The 17,925-nt window shown below is 66.0% G+C and carries 16 protein-coding genes; 6 read left to right on the top strand and 10 right to left on the bottom strand.

Features of this window, described 5'->3' with window-relative positions; translation table 11 throughout:
* Together TX88_RS34910 and TX88_RS04825 are read right to left on the bottom strand one after the other, a co-directional pair.
* The coding region (locus tag TX88_RS34910; RefSeq protein ID WP_244438360.1) for an MMPL family transporter at positions 1 to 1,031 on the bottom strand (1,031 nt) is incomplete at its 3' end.
* Positions 1,028 to 1,465 (bottom strand): MmpS family transport accessory protein, encoded by a 438-nt coding sequence (locus TX88_RS04825; protein ID WP_084621813.1) that lies wholly within the window; start codon positions 1,463 to 1,465, stop codon positions 1,028 to 1,030. The genes TX88_RS34910 and TX88_RS04825, both read right to left, overlap by 4 nt.
* A 291-nt stretch (positions 1,466 to 1,756) precedes the next feature.
* Here TX88_RS04825 and TX88_RS04820 point away from each other — a divergent pair, with 291 nt between their 5' ends.
* Positions 1,757 to 2,434 carry a TetR/AcrR family transcriptional regulator gene (locus tag TX88_RS04820; RefSeq protein WP_044515040.1) on the top strand — a complete coding sequence of 226 codons (678 nt, stop codon included), beginning with the start codon at positions 1,757 to 1,759 and terminating at the stop codon, positions 2,432 to 2,434.
* On the opposite strand, the gene TX88_RS04815 is transcribed toward TX88_RS04820, so the two are convergent.
* Complete coding sequence (locus TX88_RS04815; RefSeq protein WP_044515038.1) at positions 2,396 to 3,142, bottom strand: helix-turn-helix transcriptional regulator; 747 nt, start codon at positions 3,140 to 3,142, stop codon at positions 2,396 to 2,398. The two genes, TX88_RS04820 and TX88_RS04815, sit on opposite strands and share 39 nt — an antisense overlap.
* A 109-nt stretch (positions 3,143 to 3,251) precedes the next feature.
* On the opposite strand from TX88_RS04815, the gene TX88_RS04810 reads away from it, so the two are divergent.
* Together TX88_RS04810 and TX88_RS04805 are read left to right on the top strand one after the other, a co-directional pair.
* Positions 3,252 to 4,415 carry an LLM class flavin-dependent oxidoreductase gene (locus TX88_RS04810; protein ID WP_044515037.1) on the top strand — a complete coding sequence of 388 codons (1,164 nt, stop codon included), beginning with the start codon at positions 3,252 to 3,254 and terminating at the stop codon, positions 4,413 to 4,415.
* A 163-nt stretch (positions 4,416 to 4,578) separates the two neighbouring features.
* Positions 4,579 to 5,127, top strand: coding sequence for a VOC family protein (locus TX88_RS04805; RefSeq protein WP_044515035.1), 549 nt, complete (start codon positions 4,579 to 4,581; stop codon positions 5,125 to 5,127).
* Here the strand turns inward: TX88_RS04805 and TX88_RS04800 are convergent.
* Together TX88_RS04800 and TX88_RS04795 are read right to left on the bottom strand one after the other, a co-directional pair.
* Positions 5,093 to 5,869, bottom strand: a complete 777-nt coding sequence (locus tag TX88_RS04800; RefSeq protein ID WP_244438359.1) for a hypothetical protein — start codon at positions 5,867 to 5,869, stop codon at positions 5,093 to 5,095. The genes TX88_RS04805 and TX88_RS04800 overlap by 35 nt on opposite strands.
* A 14-nt stretch (positions 5,870 to 5,883) precedes the next feature.
* Positions 5,884 to 6,441: a TetR/AcrR family transcriptional regulator gene (locus tag TX88_RS04795; protein WP_280113232.1), complete on the bottom strand. Its 558-nt coding sequence runs from the start codon at positions 6,439 to 6,441 to the stop codon at positions 5,884 to 5,886.
* A 196-nt stretch (positions 6,442 to 6,637) separates the two neighbouring features.
* Here TX88_RS04795 and TX88_RS04790 point away from each other — a divergent pair, with 196 nt between their 5' ends.
* Complete coding sequence (locus TX88_RS04790; RefSeq protein WP_049924851.1) at positions 6,638 to 9,868, top strand: ATP-binding protein; 3,231 nt, start codon at positions 6,638 to 6,640, stop codon at positions 9,866 to 9,868.
* 2 nt (positions 9,869 to 9,870) lie between these two features.
* Here the strand turns inward: TX88_RS04790 and TX88_RS04785 are convergent, their stop codons facing one another.
* Positions 9,871 to 11,034, bottom strand: coding sequence for an aromatic ring-hydroxylating oxygenase subunit alpha (locus tag TX88_RS04785; RefSeq protein WP_044515031.1), 1,164 nt, complete (start codon positions 11,032 to 11,034; stop codon positions 9,871 to 9,873).
* A 69-nt stretch (positions 11,035 to 11,103) separates the two neighbouring features.
* Between TX88_RS04785 and TX88_RS04780 the strand changes: the two genes are divergently transcribed.
* Complete coding sequence (locus tag TX88_RS04780; RefSeq protein ID WP_044515029.1) at positions 11,104 to 11,703, top strand: TetR/AcrR family transcriptional regulator; 600 nt, start codon at positions 11,104 to 11,106, stop codon at positions 11,701 to 11,703.
* Here the strand turns inward: TX88_RS04780 and TX88_RS04775 are convergent.
* Complete coding sequence (locus TX88_RS04775; RefSeq protein WP_044515027.1) at positions 11,700 to 12,542, bottom strand: PhzF family protein; 843 nt, start codon at positions 12,540 to 12,542, stop codon at positions 11,700 to 11,702. The two genes, TX88_RS04780 and TX88_RS04775, sit on opposite strands and share 4 nt — an antisense overlap.
* Positions 12,543 to 12,633: 91 nt before the next feature.
* Here TX88_RS04775 and thiD point away from each other — a divergent pair, with 91 nt between their 5' ends.
* Complete coding sequence (gene thiD / locus TX88_RS04770; protein WP_044515025.1) at positions 12,634 to 13,440, top strand: bifunctional hydroxymethylpyrimidine kinase/phosphomethylpyrimidine kinase; 807 nt, start codon at positions 12,634 to 12,636, stop codon at positions 13,438 to 13,440.
* Between the two features lie 6 nt (positions 13,441 to 13,446).
* Here the strand turns inward: thiD and TX88_RS04765 are convergent, their stop codons facing one another.
* The 3 genes from TX88_RS04765 to TX88_RS04755 form a co-directional block, all read right to left on the bottom strand.
* Positions 13,447 to 14,328: an LLM class F420-dependent oxidoreductase gene (locus TX88_RS04765; RefSeq protein WP_049924850.1), complete on the bottom strand. Its 882-nt coding sequence runs from the start codon at positions 14,326 to 14,328 to the stop codon at positions 13,447 to 13,449.
* Positions 14,329 to 14,411: 83 nt separating this feature from the next.
* Entirely contained in the window at positions 14,412 to 15,692 is a 1,281-nt protein-coding gene (locus TX88_RS04760) for a DUF4185 domain-containing protein (protein ID WP_110917890.1), read from the bottom strand.
* Entirely contained in the window at positions 15,689 to 17,740 is a 2,052-nt protein-coding gene (locus TX88_RS04755) for a DNA/RNA non-specific endonuclease (RefSeq protein ID WP_049924849.1), read from the bottom strand. Before TX88_RS04755 ends, TX88_RS04760 begins: the two co-directional genes overlap by 4 nt.
* Positions 17,741 to 17,925: the final 185 nt, after the last annotated feature.

The raw sequence follows: 17,925 nt of genomic DNA, 5'->3' as shown, positions 1-17,925 counted from the left end.
AAGGTCAGTGCCATGACCAGGATCACCAGCATGCCCAGAGCGCATGGGATGGCGAGGGTGTTGAAGTAGTTCAGCCGGGTGAAGTGCAGGCACAGCATCGCGCCCGCGATGGTCAGCCCGGATCCGGCGATGACGTGGGTGACACCGGAAATCGTGGTGTAGTAGGCGGTTTCACGCTCTTCGCCGGCGTTTCTGGCCTCGTGGTAGCGGCCGACCAGGAAGATCCAGTAGTCGGTGCCGGCCGCGATGGCCAGCGCGGTGAGGATGCTGACCACGAAGGTCGACAGACCGAACGCGTGCACGGATCCGAGCACGGCGATCAGCCCGCGCGCCATGCTCATCTCGACGAGCACGACCGACAGCGCGATCAGCGTGGCACCGAACGAGCGGTAGACCACCAGCAGCATGATCGCGATGACGGCCAGCGTCACCGCGGTCATCTTCACCATGCTCTTGTCGCCGGCCTCGTTGGTGTCGGCGACGAGAGCGGCCTGTCCGGTGACGTAGGCCCGGATACCTGGCGGCGCCTGGGTGTGCTCGACGCTCTCGCGGACCGCGTCGACGGCTTCGACCCCCTGGGTGGAGCCCTGGTTGCCCGCCAGGTTCACCTGGACGTAGGCGGCCTTGCCGTCCTCGCTCTGCGAGCCGGCCGAGGTGATGCGATCACCCCAGAAATCCTGCACGTGCTGGACGTGCTCGGTGTCGCGTTCCAGGTTGGCGACCAGTTCGCCGTAGAAGCGGCGGGCGTCGTCGCCGAGGGGCTCGTCGCCTTCCAGCACCACCATCAGTGCACTGTCGGAGTTGAACTCGCCGAACTTCTCGCCGATGTGCTTCATCGCGATCACCGACGGCGCGTCCTGGGGAGACAGCGAGACGGCGTTGTTCTTGCCGACGATCTCCAACTGCGGCACCAGCACGCTCACCGCGATGGTGGCCGCCAGCCAGAACAAGATGATCGGCACCGACAGCATGCGGATCAGTCGGGGATACAGCGGCGGCCGGGCGCCCTCGACGCTACGGTGGCCGCTCATGCCGCCTTCACCAAACAGCTTGTGGTGGCGGTGTATCCGTCGGCGGACTGCTCGTCGCGCACTTCGCCGTTGACCGTGATGCGGCAGCCCAGTGCCCCGCTGTCGCCCTGCGCGATGACGTTCGCGAACACGCTGGGCACGGTGGTGGTCAGCGTCAGCGTCCAGGGCAGGGCGCTGAACTGCGCTTCCTGCGCCTGCGCATGTTCGTCGATATAGCTGACCATCCCGGAAGTTCCGGCAGGTCCGTACACCTCGTAGGTCACGTACTTGGGCACGGTCGAGACGATGTTCTCGACCCGGGCGTCACCGCCGGCGAGCCGCTGCGTGCCGAACACCCCGTGGAACCGGTTGATGACGAACCCGCCCGCGCCGACCACCACGACGATCGCCAGCAGAATCCACATCCGCGCCAACGCGCTCACCAGCGTCTTCATCGCCTGCACCCAGGCGTGTTTCGCGCTACCGCACCCAACATGAATGGTGACCTTACAACCATAAGCAAACAGCTGTAAAGTTGATGGAATCGAGTGACCTCTCAAGAATCGAGAGGTGCATGGAAATCACTTAATCCGCTGAGCGGCAATCGTTTTGAGTGAAACCCGGACGCGGGCGTCGACAACGCCGCCCTGCGCGCAGAAATGCCGCCAGGGCCAGGCACCGCCACCTATAGTGGGCAGGCGCGCCAAATGAGCGAGCCCTAACCTAACACGTGTTAGCATACGGGCATGGTTTCCGCCCCTCGCCGACGCAATGTGCGTGGTCAGGGTGCGCTTCTCCGCGACGAGATCTTGTCGGCCGCCATCCGCGTCATCGACGCCGCACAGAACGAGGCCGAGGTCTCGCTGCGCAGCATCGCTCGGGAGGCCGGCATCGCGGCCCCGTCGGTCTATGCGCACTTCGAACACCGCGACAGCGTGCTCGACGCGGTGGCCGAAGCGAGTTGGGCGCAGGTGTCCGAGGAGATCGCCGAGCACCGCACCGGCAGCAAGCCCCCACGCGAGCGACTATTCCTGGGCTGCCAGACCTACGTGTCGTTCGCCGAGCGCCATCCGCTGCGCTACGCGCTGATGAGCCAGATCACCGATACCTCGCCGGCCGCCCGGCAGGCATTGGCGATCGTCACCCGGGGCCTACTGGCCTGCCGCGGCGATGAGCCGCAGGCACCGCCGACCCCCGAATCCGACCGGATCGCCGCGGCCCTGTCGGTCGCCGTGCACGGCGTGGCGATGTTGCACCGCACCGATACTCCGCACCTGTGGCTGAGTTCGTTCAGCACCGACGAGATCCTGCGCAGCCTGATCGACGCGGCCATCCTGCAACTCGATCAGGCCGGCACCGCCCCACCCGCAAAGCGGAAATCGACATCAGGGCGTGGCCGCAAGGACCGCAAGCTCGGTACGTGACCGGCAGCCCGTCGTCGCGAGAGCACGGCTCACGTACTTCTTGACGGTGTCCTCGGTCAGGCACAGCGTCTCGGCGATATGAGCGTTGGTCTTCCCGCGGGCCAGTAATTCGACGACATCGCGTTGCCGTTGCGACAGCTGCGCGAGCGGGTCGGTCCGCGCGGCAGGCAGCAGCGGACGCGCCAGTCCGCGCAGGCGCCGGCACAGCAACCGCAGTGCCGAGGCATCCCGCGCGTCGACCGCGTCCGGGTCGGGATCGAACACGCCGAGCAGCCCGTGCGCGGCGCTGCCCATCGGGAAGGTGAACGCATTGCACGAGCGCAGGCCGGCCCGATGCAGAAACTGCTCGACATAAGGGGCCGCCGACGCGGGCACAGTGGGCAGCTCGCGCAGGCTGACCGATCCCGCGGTGTGCAGTTGCCTCAGGGCCACCGGGGTGGCGAAGACGTCGTGCCCGCGCCACCTGCTCATGTAGTCCTCGAGCAGCACGTGCTCGCGATCGGTGGTGACCGGGGCGGTGTCGGAGAATGCGCCGGCCACCGACGGCCCGGTGAAGAACGTGACGCCGCGGACCTCGAACACCTGACGGATCGCGTCCACGACGGCACGGCGGAACTCGGTGAAGTCGGCTGCGTCATCGCAGGCATCGAGCACCGCGAAGACCTTCTCGTAGTCTGCGACCTGCAGCTCGGCTGTGACGCGCCTCACCCGACGAGTAAACGACGACGGGCGTCAAATTGTCCACTTTCGTGCACTGTCGGCGCCGCGGGCGCGAGGCTAGCTTTCTGGCAAGCACACTTCGCGTCTAGGAGGCCCCGTGTCCCGACTCCGGTTCGGCTATTTCATCGCCCCGTTCCACCGCCCCGGCATCAACCCCACGTTGGCGCTGCACCGGGACCTGGAGTTCATCGAGCATCTCGACGCGCTCGGGTACGACGAGGTCTGGATCGGTGAGCACCACTCCGCGGGCAGCGAGATCATCAGCTCGCCGGAGGTGTTCATCGCCGCGGCGGCCGCCCGAGCCAAGCGCATCAAGTTCGGCACCGGCGTGATTTCGCTGTCGTACCACAACCCACTGTGGGCGGCGGACCGGTTGATGCTGCTCGACCACCTCACCCACGGCCGCATCATCGGCGGCGTCGGCCCCGGTTCCCTGCCCACCGACTCGGCCATGATCGGGCTGAACCCGACCGACACCCGCGAGCTGCTGGAGACCAACCTCGACATCATGGTGCGACTGCTCGCCGGGGAGACGGTGAGCGCCAAGACCCCCACGCACGAACTGTTCGACGCGAAGCTGCAATTGGCGCCGTACGCAGAAGGCGGGATCCCGCTGTCGGTCGCCGCCGTCGCCTCCCCGACCGGCGCCCGGTTGGCAGGCAAGCACGGCATCGGCCTGCTGTCGGTCGGCGCCACGTTGAGCGCAGCCGGTTTCGATGCACTGGCCCACCACTGGAACATCGCCGAGGAGCGGGCGGCGGCGTTCGGCACCACGGTCGATCGCAGCAATTGGTCGCTGGTCGGACCGTTCCACGTCGCCGAGACTGATGCGCAGGCCCGCGCCGAGGTCCGGTACGGCATCGAGGCCTGGTTCAACTACTTCCAGAAGGTCGCGGCATTCCCGCAGATGACCATGCCGGGCGACACCGTTGACGGGATGATCGACACGATCAACGAACTCGGCGCCGGCGTGATCGGAACGCCGGAACGGGCACGGGCCCAGGTGCAGCGCCTGTGGGATCAGTCCGGCGGTTTCGGATCCATGCTGCAGATGGCTGCGGATTGGGCCAATCCCGCGGCCACCCGGCGCTCGGCCGAATTGTTCGCCGAGGAGGTGATGCCGCATTTCCAGGGGCAGGCCCAGCCGACCCTGGATGCCGCGGCGCGCGCCGGGCAGGTGCGCGAGGAGCTGGCCCAGACCCAGATCGACGCGATCGCGCACATGGCGCAGAAGTACGAGGCCGAAAAGGCTGACACATAGGGGGATTCGGTGACGATCGTCGCCGCCCTGACACGCCGATTTCTACGCCTGGTCTGCCACTTCGCAATGATCGCGACCAGGACGTAGAAAACGGCGCGTCCGGCACTTCCCAGCGCGCCCATTGAGTACTACATTCGGTAGTAGTCGACTCCCAGGGGGCAGGATGCGGTGGCGCGGCGTAAGTCATGTCGAGTTCGCGGTCTTGGACTATGACGCATCGATCGAGTTCTACGACGCGATGTTCGGCTGGCTGGGGTTCAGCAGTTTCTCGTCACTGAACATGGAGTACCAGTCGGTCTACTACATGACGCGATTCATCAACCCGCACAGCTATATCGGTATCCAGCCAGCTCGTACCGGGGAGAAACTCACCCACACCGACCAGGCCGTCGGGATCAATCACATCGCGCTGTGGGCCCGAAACAGGAAGGAAGTGGACCGCTTTCACCGCGACTTCCTGACCGCCAGGGGCATTCCGGTCACCGATGAGCCCAAGGACTATCCGCAGTACTGGCCCGGCTATTACGCGGTCTTCTTCGACGATCCGGTCAACGGAATTCACTGGGAGCTGGCCTGGGTGCCGAAAGTTCCCACCCCGCGGCAGGTCTGGTCGTTCTATCGGACGATGCGCGCCTTCGGTAAACAGCGACCGGACCTGGCGAACTCGGTGCCCGGCATCACCCGGCAGGCGACGCGGCCGCTGCAGCGATGATCCAGTTGCCGAACTCGACGGCTAGGTGCCAGCGGTGCGCGGCGATCATGCGCGACGGGAACAGCCCGGGGAACTCGACCGTCAGGACCGCCTCCATCGCACCGTCATGGTCTCGGAACTGGTGGCGGACGCCTCCGATGACCAGACCGTCGTCGAGCACGGCCCGACCGGCGATCTGCACCGGATAGCCTGGTTTCACCGGAACCGAAACCGACTCGGCCGCAGCGTAATCGACCAGGAATCGGGTCGGGGTCGGCGATCCCCCGGTGGTCTCGACGACTTCCTGACGTCCGTCCGGCAGCCCTCGCAGCAGATAGTGGTCCGGACAGGACCGAACCATGGCATCCTCGTCGTTCGTCGCGGTGAGGCCGTCGAACCATGCGCCGAACTCCACGGCGGATATCCCCTCGGCGACGAGTCGAGTTGTGCCGTAGGCCTTTCTGCCCCGACTACCGGCCACCGCGATCCGGGCTACCCGTTCGGACATGGCCAGCTCGTGGCGCAGCATCGCATAGATACCCGCATGCCCGAGTCCGGATTTGAGTGCGCACAACGCTTCCCGCTGCGCATCCAGGTCCGCGTCGATCACCGTGTGGAGGTCGGCACCGGGAAGAATCTCGGCGACCGCCCGCCGGCCCAACCTGGAACCAAGTTTGGCCAGGACCGCCTTGGCGCGCCGCGCTTCCCAGCGCTGGACGTCGGAACGGCTGACTTCACGTCCGTCGATGAACGTCTGAATCACGACATCACCTGTCATCAGTTGCTACCCGCTTCACCGTTGATGGGGCCGCGCGGCAGAATGCCGGCGAGCACGAGATCGACGAGGCGGATGCACAGACCGTCGTCGATCGCCTCGCGCGTGACCAGAGTTCGAAAGCTCAATGGAGCGACAAGGACCTCCAAGACCAATCGAGGGTCAGTGCCGGCCGGCAGTTCCCCACGGTCGATCGCCCGATCGATGATGGTGCGGGCCAGCTCCAGCCGCCCGGTCCAGAATTCCTGCCGGACTGCGGCCCAACGCGATTCCTCACCGCTGAAGGCCAGCGCTTGCGCCAGCGCCCGTCCGACCGGGCTGCTGAGGTAGGCCGCGATACCGCTCAGCAAGCCATGCAGGTCAGTACGGATCGATCCGGTGTCGGGCACCGGGATGACCTTCTCGCTGTAGCCCAGCAGCGTCTCGGCGATCAGGCTCTCCCGACTGCCCCATCGCCGGTAGATCGAGGTTTCATGGACCCCGGACCGCGCTGCGACGTCGCTGACCGTGAAGTCGGCGATGCCCTTGTCAGCCATGACCTCCAACGTCGCATCGACCACGGCGCGGCGGACACGCTCGGAACGGCCACCTGGCCGCCGTCGGATTTCTTCAGCCACAACAACCCCCTAACGCTAGCCACTCATGCGTTAAGTATGAGCACGTCGATCGGGCTAACGCAAGGAGTACTTGCGTTAACTCGCGGTTCGGCGCCGTTGATCCGCCGCGGACCAGCAGCGACAGTGCCAAACTTGTGACGTGGTGGATGGCCCGATCACCGCACCGCTCGACGGAGACCACGAGATGCAACGCGCCTCGATCGAGGCGCTGATCGACCGCGCCGTGTCCGCGATCAACACCGGCGACCGGGCGACCGCGACGGAGTTGGCCGACCAGATCCTGGCAGCAGACCGCGGGAACACCGATGCCGAGGACCTACTGGCTGCCTCGACGAACGTCGGGGAGATACGACGCCTCACCATGTTGGTGGCCGATCTCGTCGATTCCACCGCCCTGTCCACCCGGATCGGGCCGGACGCGTACCACTCGGTGGTGGGCGGGTTCCGCGAGCAGGTACATCGCATCATCGCTGACCATGGGGGTCACATCGGCGGTACCGCCGGCGACGGCGTCTTCGCGGTGTTCGGTCATCCGACCGCCCACGTGGACGACGCGGGCCGCGCGGTGCGGGCTGCGCTCGCACTGTGCGAGGGCGTCACCCGCATCAGCGAACAGGCCCGCCGCCGGCATGGCGTCGAAATCGCCGTGCGAATCGGAATCCACCGGGGCTTGGTGTATCTCGATGTCGCACACGACGACGTCTACGGCCTGGCAGCCAATCTCGCCGCGCGGGTCTCGGGCCTGGCTCCACCAGGGTCCGTGGTCGTGTCGACAGCGGTGGAGTCGCTGATCCACAACGACTTCGACCTCGTCGAGCGACCCGCGGCGACAGTCAAGGGCGTACTGGATCCGGTCGCGCATTTCCAGGTGCTGGGCGAGCGGTCCACGCCGCTGACGCTGACGCGAGCTCCGCTGATCGGGCGGGAGCGCGAACTCCGATTGATCGAAACCCGTTGGCGGCAAATGCAGAACGACAGTCCGTCAACACGGGGAATCCTCATTCGCGGCGAACCCGGGATAGGAAAGTCCCGGCTGGCCGCCGAGGCCGCGGACCGGATTCACAGCCGAGCGGGCTCGGTACTCGAGGTGGCCGGGTCCCCGGACCACACCGATGTGGGGTTGCACCCGATCCGGAAACTGCTCGAGCGACGTTGTGGGATCGGACGCGAAGCTCCTCCCGCCGAGCAACTGCGCAGACTCGAAAGCGAGTTCGCCGCTTGCGGTCTGGACCCGGCCACGATGATTCCGGCCCTCGCCCCCGTGCTGGCGATCGGGCCGGAGCACGGATACGAACCGATGCCCGCCGAAGGGCGGAACCTGGTGGGACTCATCGTCGCGTCCGCCCGCACCTATCTCATGGCCTGCATCCGCGCAGACGCCGGAATGCTGATCGCCGACGATCTCCAATGGTTCGACGAAGCAACGCTCGGGCTGCTCGAATCGATCCTGGTTGACGGGCAACACCGCCTGCTGGTCGTCGGGACGTGCCGGGACAACTGGCCGCCACCGCAGTGGCCGCTCGAGACGATCGACCTGGAACGCTTGTCCGATGCACAAACAGACGAGCTGATCGATGCCCTGGGCATACCGGCTGATCAGACCCAGCGAGCTCAGGTTCGCAGCCGCTGCGACGGGATCCCGTTCCACATCGAGCAGGTGGCGGCGAGCATGCGGGAGCGCGCACCAGAAGCTCCCCACGTACCCGATGCTCTCTACGATCCGCTGCTCTCGCGGCTGTACGCCGAACGGCTCGGTGTGCCGGTAGCCGAAGCGGCGGCGGTCATCGGCCGAGAATTCGACGGTGCGCTGCTCCGTGCTGTGCTCGGCATGGACCAGGCTGATCTCGACGACGCCATCGCTCGACTGACCACGTCCGCGGTCGTCGAACCCATCGGCACCGACACCTGGCGCTTCCGCCATGAGCTCCTCCGCGAGGTTGCCTTCGAATTGGTGCCGGCCGAGGCACGGCGTGCTCTACATGGCAGAGTCGCCGACGCGCTGATCGCCCAGAGCCCGGGCGAACCCGACTGGTCAACGGTGGCCGCCCAGTACGAGAATGCCGGCCGGGACGCCGACGCCGCGTCGGCCTCTCACCAGGCCTCGGTGGCCGCACGCCGGCGAGGAGCCTTGGCAGAGGCCCGTGCTCACCTCGGTCGCGCCTTGGCTCAGATCGATCGCTGCTCTCCAGGCACCGTCCGCGACCGCATCGAAATCACCGCGCGGCTGGAACGCGGATACCTCACGGCCACGGTCGAGGGCGCCCAAAGCGTGGTCGCCGTGGCGGACTTCGAGCGGTGCCTTCAGCTGGCAACCGACGGCGCGTACGACGAGGAGCTTGTGGCCGCGCTCGGCGCGGTGGGCGCGTACTACTTCTGGCGCGCCGACCTCCGCCGAGCGCGGCAGCTGCTCGACATAGCCTCGACGAAGGTACAGAGCCAGGGGTTCCCGCAGTTGCTCGACGGATTCCGCGGAATCCTTGCCTGGCTCGGCGGCGATTTCGAAACCGCCACAGAATATTTCGAGCAGGCGACCCGGTCACTCGACGAGAACTATGACCGCCAACTGGCCAAGCTGTGGTTCGTGGCCCACGATCCGGTGGCACTGGCGTATGAACACCGGGCGTGGACACACCTGATCCATGGCGACATCGCCGGCGCTGACGAGCGGTTGGAGCGCGCGGTCCAACGGGCTGAGCAGCTGACCTACCCGCAGGGGCCGTACAACCACCTCTACGCGACCGATATGCAAATCTGGCTTCGCGCGGAATCCGGCCAGTTCGATCTCGCCCGCCCGTTGGTGGACTCGCTGCTCGATCAGGCACACGAATACGGACTCGATGAGGTGTACTGGCAGTTGCTCACCGCGACCGAACGCGCCATGGTCACCGGACTTGCCGAAGTATGCAGTGAAACACCGGATTTGGATGTTCTCGGCGCGCAGATCGAGGCGCTCTCCGGAGCGGTCAGAATCTGGCAGGCGCTGGGTGCGGCGACGTACCGGCCGTTCTTCTGGTGCATGCTTGCCCGGTTCCTCATCACCGCCGGTCAGTTGGACGCGGCGCGCAGTCGCATAGACGCAGCCCTGGCCTTCGCCGAGGAGACCGGAGTGCAGTTCTACAGCGCCGAACTCCTACGGATACGGGCCCGCACCCAGACCGATGCGGCCGCGAAGGCTGTCGACCTGTCGGCGGCGCGAGAGCTGGCGAGAAGCCAGCAGGCCTGGCTCTTCGAACTGAGGTGCAGCCTGGACGATTTCGACCTACGCGGAACACCCGCCCGTCAAAGCCTCACCCAGGTGGTCGAGAAGATGCCCAGCAATTGCCCGCTTCCCGAAGTGCAGCGGGCCCGCACGATCCTCGGCCCACCGTAGGGCTAGGCCAGAGCCACCCCCAGCTCCTGGGCGAACACCTTGATCATGTGCTGAACCGCAATTTCGTTGCGGCCGATGATCATATGGTCGTGCTGACCGTGACGGACTCCTTCACCGCACTGCGGGAGCATGGCGAAGTCCTCGTCGCGCACCGCGGCGTGGACCCCTTCGTAGACGGCGTCATAGGCCGCGCGCATGTCGTCATTCGTGGCCGGGACCCGACCCATCCAGCTGTGCCGCACCGTGCAGCGGGTCGGTTCCCCCTCCGGCAACATGTCAATGATCTCCACCCCCACCGGGCTGTTCGCGAGAATGAGGTTCGGGTAGACCCAGTAGATGACACCCATGTTGGCCGATGGGTCGAACGAGGCACTCGGGTCGTCGGTGAGATTCTTGATCCAGTTGAAGGGGAAGCCGATGCGGTGATGTCTGCCGAACTCGTCGTAGATCGCGGTGTTCGGCAGGGTGTTCTGCCCGATCAGGCTCTCGCCATGGACGAACGGGAAGTGGTAACCCTCGGCGAACGCCTCGAGTGCTCCCTTCCACGACACCTCTGAGGAGAACTCGCGGTCGGTGTGGTAGCCGTACGCCTCGTAATTCCATTGCGCCAGTTCGGGACCGAGTGCTCCCAGGTGGCCGTCGAGATCAATCGTGGCGTCCGCGGTCAGCACCGCCCAGACGAAGCCGTAACGCTCCTCCGACGGCAACTCCACCAGGCCGTACTCCTTGGGGTCCATGGTGTCGAAACCGGCCTTGCCCGGGACCATGAACAGCTCACCGGTGTTGCGATAGGTCCACGCGTGATACGGGCAGACGAACCGTGACGCGTTGCCGGACCCGCAGGCCGGCATCGCGCCGCGGTGACGGCAGTAGTTGAGGAAAACGTGGCTGGCACCGGTGCGGTCCCGGGTGACCAGCAGCGAGTCCCCGAGCACCGATCGGACGACGAAGTCGTTCTTCTCCGCGATCTGGGCCGACGGCACGATCGCCAGCGGGACCCGGCGCAGGATCTGGGATTCCTCGATCTCGGTGATCTTCGGGTCGCGGTAGTAGTGCAACGGCACCTTCAGCACCTGGTCGGCCATATCCGTCGTCCCCTCGACGGCGTGCCGCAGAGCGCGGCGGGTCAGGTCCTCATCGGTGCTGCTCACTGGGCTGACAGTCATGATCTGACCATACAATGATCATCGACTGTATTGTCAAGATCTGATCGTCGTTCATGCGACGATCAACGGATGCGCAGGCACGGCTGGTCGGGAGACATTCCCGCCGATGACGACGAAGCCGTCGGCCGCATCATCGGCGCGGCCCGCCAGGCGATCGACGCGCGCGGCACGGTGAGCGTGTCCGAGGTGGCTCAGGCCCTCGGGGTGACGCGCCAGACGATCTACCGTTACTTCCCCACGCTCGAGAGCCTCATGGTCGCCACCGCCGTCTCCTCGGTGGACGGGTTCCTCGACCGGCTCGCCGCGGAACTGGGTTCCATCACCGACCCCAGCGAAGCGGTCGTCGAAGGCATCGCCTACACCGCCGAACAGATCCCCCACGACCGCTACCTCAGCCTGGTCCTGCAGCCCGGCAAGGCCAGCGCCTTCACCGCCGGCGTGACATCGGACCTTGCCATCGAATTCGGCAAGTCGATCCTGCGGCGTTTCGATATCGACTGGGCTGCAGTCGGATTCGCCGGAGACGCGCTCGATCAGCTGGTCGAGTTCATGCTGCGGACGCTGCAGTCGTTCATCGTCGACCCGGGCGGGCCGTCACGCCATGACACCGGACTGCGTACCTACCTGCGGGACTGGGTGGCCCCGGCCGTTGCCGCGCACGCGCGTTAGAGCGTCGCGACACCCTCGAAGCAGGTGGTGGTGGCACCGCCGACCCAGACCGACCCATCGGATTCGGCCACCACACTGATCTCGCCGGCCCGGCCGAGCCGTGCCCCCTGAGAGACCCGGTATTCCGCCGGCGCCGCACCGGTACTCGTCAACCATTGCCCCACCGAGGCATTCATGCTGCCGCACACCGGATCCTCGGGAACGCCGACGCCGGGTGCGAACGTCCGCATTTCGTAGTCGTGCGCCGACCCGGGCGGATACGCGCCGACGAAACCGACCATGGCCGTGGGGATCCTGGCCAGGTCAGGTTCCAGTTCGAGCACACGTTGCGCGCTGTCCAGTACGAGGACGGCCCATCCAGGACCGTTGTCCGCCCACTGGTGTGCCAGGACATCGGTGCGTGCCACCCCGAAGGCGTCGACGATCTCATCCAGATACTCATCGTCCAGAGACCCCGACCGCAGCGTCGGTGGCGCCTGGAAGTACAGCTCGCCGTCGCGCTGCCGGACCTCCACGAGGCCGGCACCGCATTCCTGCACGACGCGTCCCCGACGCCGGGGCTGCCCGCCGTGTCCGAGCCAGGCGTGTGCGGAACCGAGTGTGGGGTGCCCGGCGAACGGCAGTTCGCTGCCAGGAGTGAAGATCCGTAGGCGGTAATCGGCCTCAGGCCGCGTCGGCGGCAGCACGAACGTCGTCTCCGACAGGTTGGTCCAGCGTGCAAGCCGTTGCATCGCAACGTCGTCGAGGCCTTCGCTGTCGAGCACGACCGCGACGGGGTTGCCGAGGTACGGGGTTCGGGAGAACACGTCGACCTGGGCGAATGCACGATGACGGGGCATGGTCCTCCCACCTCTGAAGAGCGCAGCAACGTACGCCAGTATCCGCCGAGTTCATGTCGGGCGCTCACAGCTCAGGCGTACGCTCACCCACGTGGTCGATCTCTCGTATGTCATCGCCGGGTCCGAAGCCACCGGCGGCGCCGGCCTGCAGGCCGACCTGCGCACCTTTCAGGAGCTCGGCACCTACGGCGTGGGCACCGTGACCTGCATCGTGTCGTTCGACCCCAAAGCCAGCTGGGGCCACCGGTTCGTGCCCGTCGATCCACAGGTGATCGCCGATCAGATCGAGGCGGCGACGTCGGCGTACGACCTCGATGTCGTCAAGATCGGCATGCTCGGCACCCCCGCAACGATCGACGTCGTCGCCGGCGCGCTCGCCGTCCAATCCTGGCGGCACATCGTCGTCGACCCCGTGCTGATCTGCAAAGGGCAGGAACCCGGCGCCGCGCTCGACACCGACACCGCCCTGCGCCGTCAGATCCTGCCACTGGCGACCGTCGTCACCCCGAACCTCTTCGAGGCCCGCACCCTCGCCGGGATGGACGCCATCTCCTCGATCGACGACCTCGTCGAATCTGCCCGACGCATCGCCGACCTCGGCCCCCGCTATGTCCTCGTGAAGGGCGGCGTCGAGTTTCCCGGCGACGACGCGGTCGACGTCCTCTTCGACGGCGACGACGCCGAGATCCTGCGCGCACCGAAGGTCGGACACGCCCGCGTCGCGGGCGCGGGATGCACTCTGGCAGCGGCGATCACCGCCGAGCTGGCCAAGGGGGCCGGTGTCCCGGAGGCAGTGCGCCTGGCCAAGGACTTCACCACCGCCGGAATCGTCGATCGGATCAGCGGTAACGCACCGTTCGACACCGTGTGGCAGGGTGCGCGCGGCACGACTCGCTGACACCGGTCACCCGGGCGCGATTCCCAAAGCGCCGGCGAGGGTTTCGTAGATCCCGAACGCGTCGTCGTCATACACCTGGAGCAGAACCTCGGGCATCTGCGGGTGCGGCGCCGAATGCTCGCCCACCACCTGGATCTGCACGTGATTCGCCCCGGCCGCGAGATGCTCACGCAATCCGCGCGCGACCGTCGCCGCGTCACCGTGCACAGCCAGCTGGTCGATCAACCGGTCGCTCCCGTCGCCGGCCAGATCCTCATCCGCGAAGCCGAGTCGCCGTAAGTTGTTGGTGTAGTTCACCAATCCGAGATACGGGTGCTTGATCCGTGGACGTGCGAGAGCACGCGCCCGTTCAGGGTCGGACTGCAGAACCACCTTCTGCTCGGGTGCAAGTATCCGCTGCGGCCCCAACGCCACCCGTGCGCGCCAGGTGTGCTCGGGCGTGACGAGATAGGGCACCGACCCGGCAGCGCGCTCGCCCGCCAGGGCGAGCATCTTCGGGCCGAGTGCGGCCAGCGCCCTCTTCTCGCGGGGCAACCCGTGCTGATCGAGCGCATCGAGGAATCCGTTCAGCGCGGCCATCGGGGTGCGGTAGTCGCCAACCTGTTCAGGGTGGCCCACGCCGATGCCCAGCAGCAGGCGGTCCGGATATGACCGCTCGATCCGCCGGTACGCTGCCGCCAACGTGGCAGCATCACCGCGGTAGATGTTGTAGATGCTGCTGGCCACCACCAAATGGTCCGTGGCGGCCAGCAGTTCGTCGATCCCCGACAGATCCGGCTCCGGGCCACCCAACCACAAGGTCGTGTAGCCAAGGGCCTCGATCCGCTTGGCCATTTCGGGTGTTGTGGCATAGGCCGGTTGCCAGACACCGAACTCACCGAGATTCACTGCACACCTCCAGTCACACGCTGATACCTCACGAGCGTGGCTCGAGAAAAATGGACCAGCAAGTCCAAACTGGGAACTGCTCCCTACATGTTTCTCGGGTCGGCCGGGTTGTGGACCACCGCGGTCGTGTCTGCGAGGGTGACCCGGAACTGCATCACCCGATAGGGATATCCGGTGTCGGTGTTCCATTGCGAGACAACCAGGCCTGTGCCGCCGACGACGTCGAGTTGCGCGCCCGGCAGGACGTATCCGCCGTAGAGTTGCGCCACTGCGCCATCGGCATGGTCCTCCTGCTCCCACGTCGTGCCGACCACCGGTGTCTGAATCGGGGTCTGATGGAGGTTGGCCGTCGGCGAGGCGATGACGCGGTAGCCGAGAGCGTACTGCGACGCCAGGAAGCCACCGAGCACCCACTTTCCGGGCGCCAGGCGCCGCAGCGTCAGTTCCCCCCAGTGCTCGTCCGCGGGAGTGATCGGTGTCGGCTCATTGCCCCATCCCCAACGCTGACCATCCCAGCCCCATCCGACGTATCGGGTGTTGTCACCGATACCGTCGGGCCGTACGCGCCGCAGGATGATGCCCTTGTCTCGTTGAAAACCGGTGGATACCACGTAGACCCACCCGTCGTCGGGTTCATAGTCCCACGACCAGCACTGGGCCTGGCCGTGATGCAGGTCTGCGGCGAACTTCGCCTTCTCCCCCATGTGGTGCCAGGTGATCCCGTTGTCGGTCGAGGACCAGATCTCGGTCCAGATGACGTTCGGGAAGCCACGATTGACGATGGCGTGCAGATACAGGGTGTCGTCGACACGCAGCAAGTCCGACGGCAGCACCGTGCTGATTCCTCCGTGACTCCATCCGGTGCTGGGGTCATCATGGATGTAGAACCACAGTTGTTGCGCGAAGTTCGGATCAGACCCGCCGGCATCTTCATAGCGGATGGGGTGTTGCGCGTCGCCGGAGCCGATGAGGACCACAGGAGCCCGCCACAGGCCTTCCCCGACGTGCACGCCCGAGAATGTGTCGCCGAACACCGAGACCAGGGTGCCGTTCGGAGCCAGAACCGATGCGCCGAGATCGGTTGCGGTGACTCCCCATCGGTCGGTGATTCCGACGCCGGTGACATCGGCGAGCTTTGCCCCGCGCCGGGCGGGTGGCTGCGCGGGGGCGGCGGCCAGCTGAGCGTGCGAACGCCGGCCGTTGGTGGCGTTCTTCCAGCGGGACAGCGTCGACCGGCTGATGCCGGTGTCCTCCGCTATCGCCGCGACAGCCTCACCGGAGTTCATCCGATGCATGGCTTTTCGGCGCACCTCGACCGAGTAGCGGCCGCCCATCCGGTCGACATCTTCCTTGGTGACACTCACCAGCCGGCCTCATCCAGCGAGCCCAGCGGGGGTGCAACCGCCTCGAGTCCCACTGTCATGGTGTCGTGGTCGCGCAGCGCTCCGAACGACAGCCCCGAAAGCCGCTCGATGTCGGCGACGGATTTCTGGAACATGACGACTTTGTCGATGTCGGTGAAGGATTCGGTGTCGGAGCCGAAGGCCGCGTCCAACGCCGCGTTCTGATCGGCCAAGAACGCGGTGGCACGGAGATTGCCGTCCTCGGCACTGACCCGAACGACGATCTTCCAGAACTGCCGCGGCACATTGACACCCCGGTACAACGGATCGTTGCTGCCGAACACCGGGCCGGTGATGACGGTGATCTGCCGCTTCTCGGCACCGGCGTTGTCGAGGGCGTAGTTCTCGATCTTGGCCCAGAGGTGCTGGTTGAATGCCGAGATCTGGGGGCAGCAGTTGGCGAAGTGGAATGTGTCGTCGGCGGCCTGTTTTGCGGCGACCGGACTGCCCCAGGCCGGATCGAGGCGACGCACCATGTGGCCACGGTCGAACAACCGCGGCTTCTGCCGGTCGAACACATCCTGGTCGAGCTGCTGCTCGGGTCGTAGGCGAGGATCGACGTACCAGGTCTCGACAGCCTCGACCTCTCCGGTCGTGCGGTTGATCTTGCGCAATCGGCGGCCGTCGATGTTGACGATGGTGAACAGCGGCATCCGCCGGTCAGCCCGGATCACCAGGCTGAAGTGGTGGTAGCGCAGCACGACGTTGGCCGTCGATCGCCTGAGGCCTTTCGGAACTGCGCACTGCGCCAGCAACTTGGCCGGGATGGACGGAACGGCGACGGCTTTGGACAAGAACTCCGGATCGTAGCCGGAGCGGTTGCTGTAGTCCGGGTTCGGCGCGTCATTACGTTCGAGGATCGATGGTTGGGCGGCAGCCGGCGCTTCGTCGGTGATGGCGACAATCGGGGCCGACGAATCGAGTCCGGGCGCATTGCCGGTGATGGTCAGTCGCGGCAGGAACAAGTCGGCGGTCACCACTGACGGTGACGCGCCGACAACCGGGGTGCCGCCACCAGTGACCTGACCCGGCACGGTCGTCGTCGCCTCCAACGGGGTGGCGGCGGCCGGGGGGTTGAGCGCTTCGGCCAGCAGATCCCTCAGACCGGAAGGCAATTGGTCATGGCGGATACGGAGTGCTTCGATGATGGCGCTGATCCGGATGCCCTCGTTGCAGTCGTCCGGCACGGGCTGACCGTCTTCGAGCTCGGTGTCGTTGTGGCCGCCACCCGCGTGGTGCAGGGCGACCAGCACGAATTGATCGTTGAACACCGGGCTACCGCTTGAGCCGTGCAGCGTGTCGGCGGCGTAATACAGCGTGACACCCTTCTTTCCGCGACCGATGACCCGGTTCTCGCGTAGTGCGATCTGTTTGTAGTCGGCTTCGGGATGTTCGATGATCGTGACGTGGTCGCCTTCGGCGTGTTTGTCCTGAGCCGATGACAGTGCGCTCCAACCGAAGTCCGGCAGGTTTCCGTCTCCCGCCGAACGGGGTCCGACGGCGATCAGCGATACGTCGAGTTCGTTTTCGGCGCTGGTCCAGAAGAACGTCGCCGGGTCGAGGCGAAACTCCGTGACCGCGGCGGGCACGTCATCGATGTCGAGTTGGTAGTTGAACTGGATCGAGGTCGACGCGGCACTCTGGGCGTCCGCGATGACGTGGTTGTTGGTCATGAACAACCGAGGTGACACCATCACGCCGGTGCCCAGCGGCCTGCGCTTCCCGTCGATGACGCGCGCCACCGCTCGCGCGGACAGCCTCGCCATCTCGACGTAGTAGATCGGCACGAAATCGGTCGTCGGACCGATGATCTTCTCCAGTTCACCCCGCATCTGCGGCTTGACCAGAGCGGCCACCTTGTCCTTGCCGGACTGCGGGAGGCCCTTGAGCAGATCGAGGTCGCCGTCGACGACCTTGTTGATCTGCGTTGAGGTCAGGTCACCGGCAGTGATCGCAGCAACGCGGCGAACCAACCGGCAGTGGTCGGGTTCCATGAACACGTTGGACATAACGCCTACCTCGGTTGCGTCGGGATATCGCGGTTTCCAGTCTTTTCCCTGCGTGTCATCAGCACACGCGTAGGCGACTACTCGATTCCGGCGGGGCGGCCGATTCGGATCCACCTGATCGCAACGCTCCTCAGCGAGATCCGCATTGGGCTATGTTGCCTCGGCTCATGACCGCACCGGACGTC

Source organism: Mycolicibacterium septicum DSM 44393 (genome assembly GCF_000455325.1).
In the GTDB taxonomy this organism is placed as follows: Bacteria; Actinomycetota; Actinomycetes; order Mycobacteriales; family Mycobacteriaceae; genus Mycobacterium; species Mycobacterium septicum.
The sequence above is the reverse complement of the archived record's forward strand: the minus strand, read 5'-3'. Positions and strand labels throughout refer to the sequence as shown.

Bases quoted from the DNA above. Each gene is read 5' to 3' on its own strand.
- TX88_RS04825 (WP_084621813.1), bottom strand. From the start codon at position 1,465: ATGAAGACGCTGGTGAGCGCGTTGGCGCGGATGTGGATTCTGCTGGCG.
- TX88_RS04820 (WP_044515040.1), top strand. From the start codon at position 1,757: ATGGTTTCCGCCCCTCGCCGACGCAATGTGCGTGGTCAGGGTGCGCTT.
- TX88_RS04805 (WP_044515035.1), top strand. From the start codon at position 4,579: ATGCGGTGGCGCGGCGTAAGTCATGTCGAGTTCGCGGTCTTGGACTAT.
- TX88_RS04785 (WP_044515031.1), bottom strand. From the start codon at position 11,034: ATGACTGTCAGCCCAGTGAGCAGCACCGATGAGGACCTGACCCGCCGC.
- TX88_RS04780 (WP_044515029.1), top strand. From the start codon at position 11,104: ATGCGCAGGCACGGCTGGTCGGGAGACATTCCCGCCGATGACGACGAA.
- TX88_RS04775 (WP_044515027.1), bottom strand. From the start codon at position 12,542: ATGCCCCGTCATCGTGCATTCGCCCAGGTCGACGTGTTCTCCCGAACC.
- TX88_RS04755 (WP_049924849.1), bottom strand. From the start codon at position 17,740: ATGTCCAACGTGTTCATGGAACCCGACCACTGCCGGTTGGTTCGCCGC.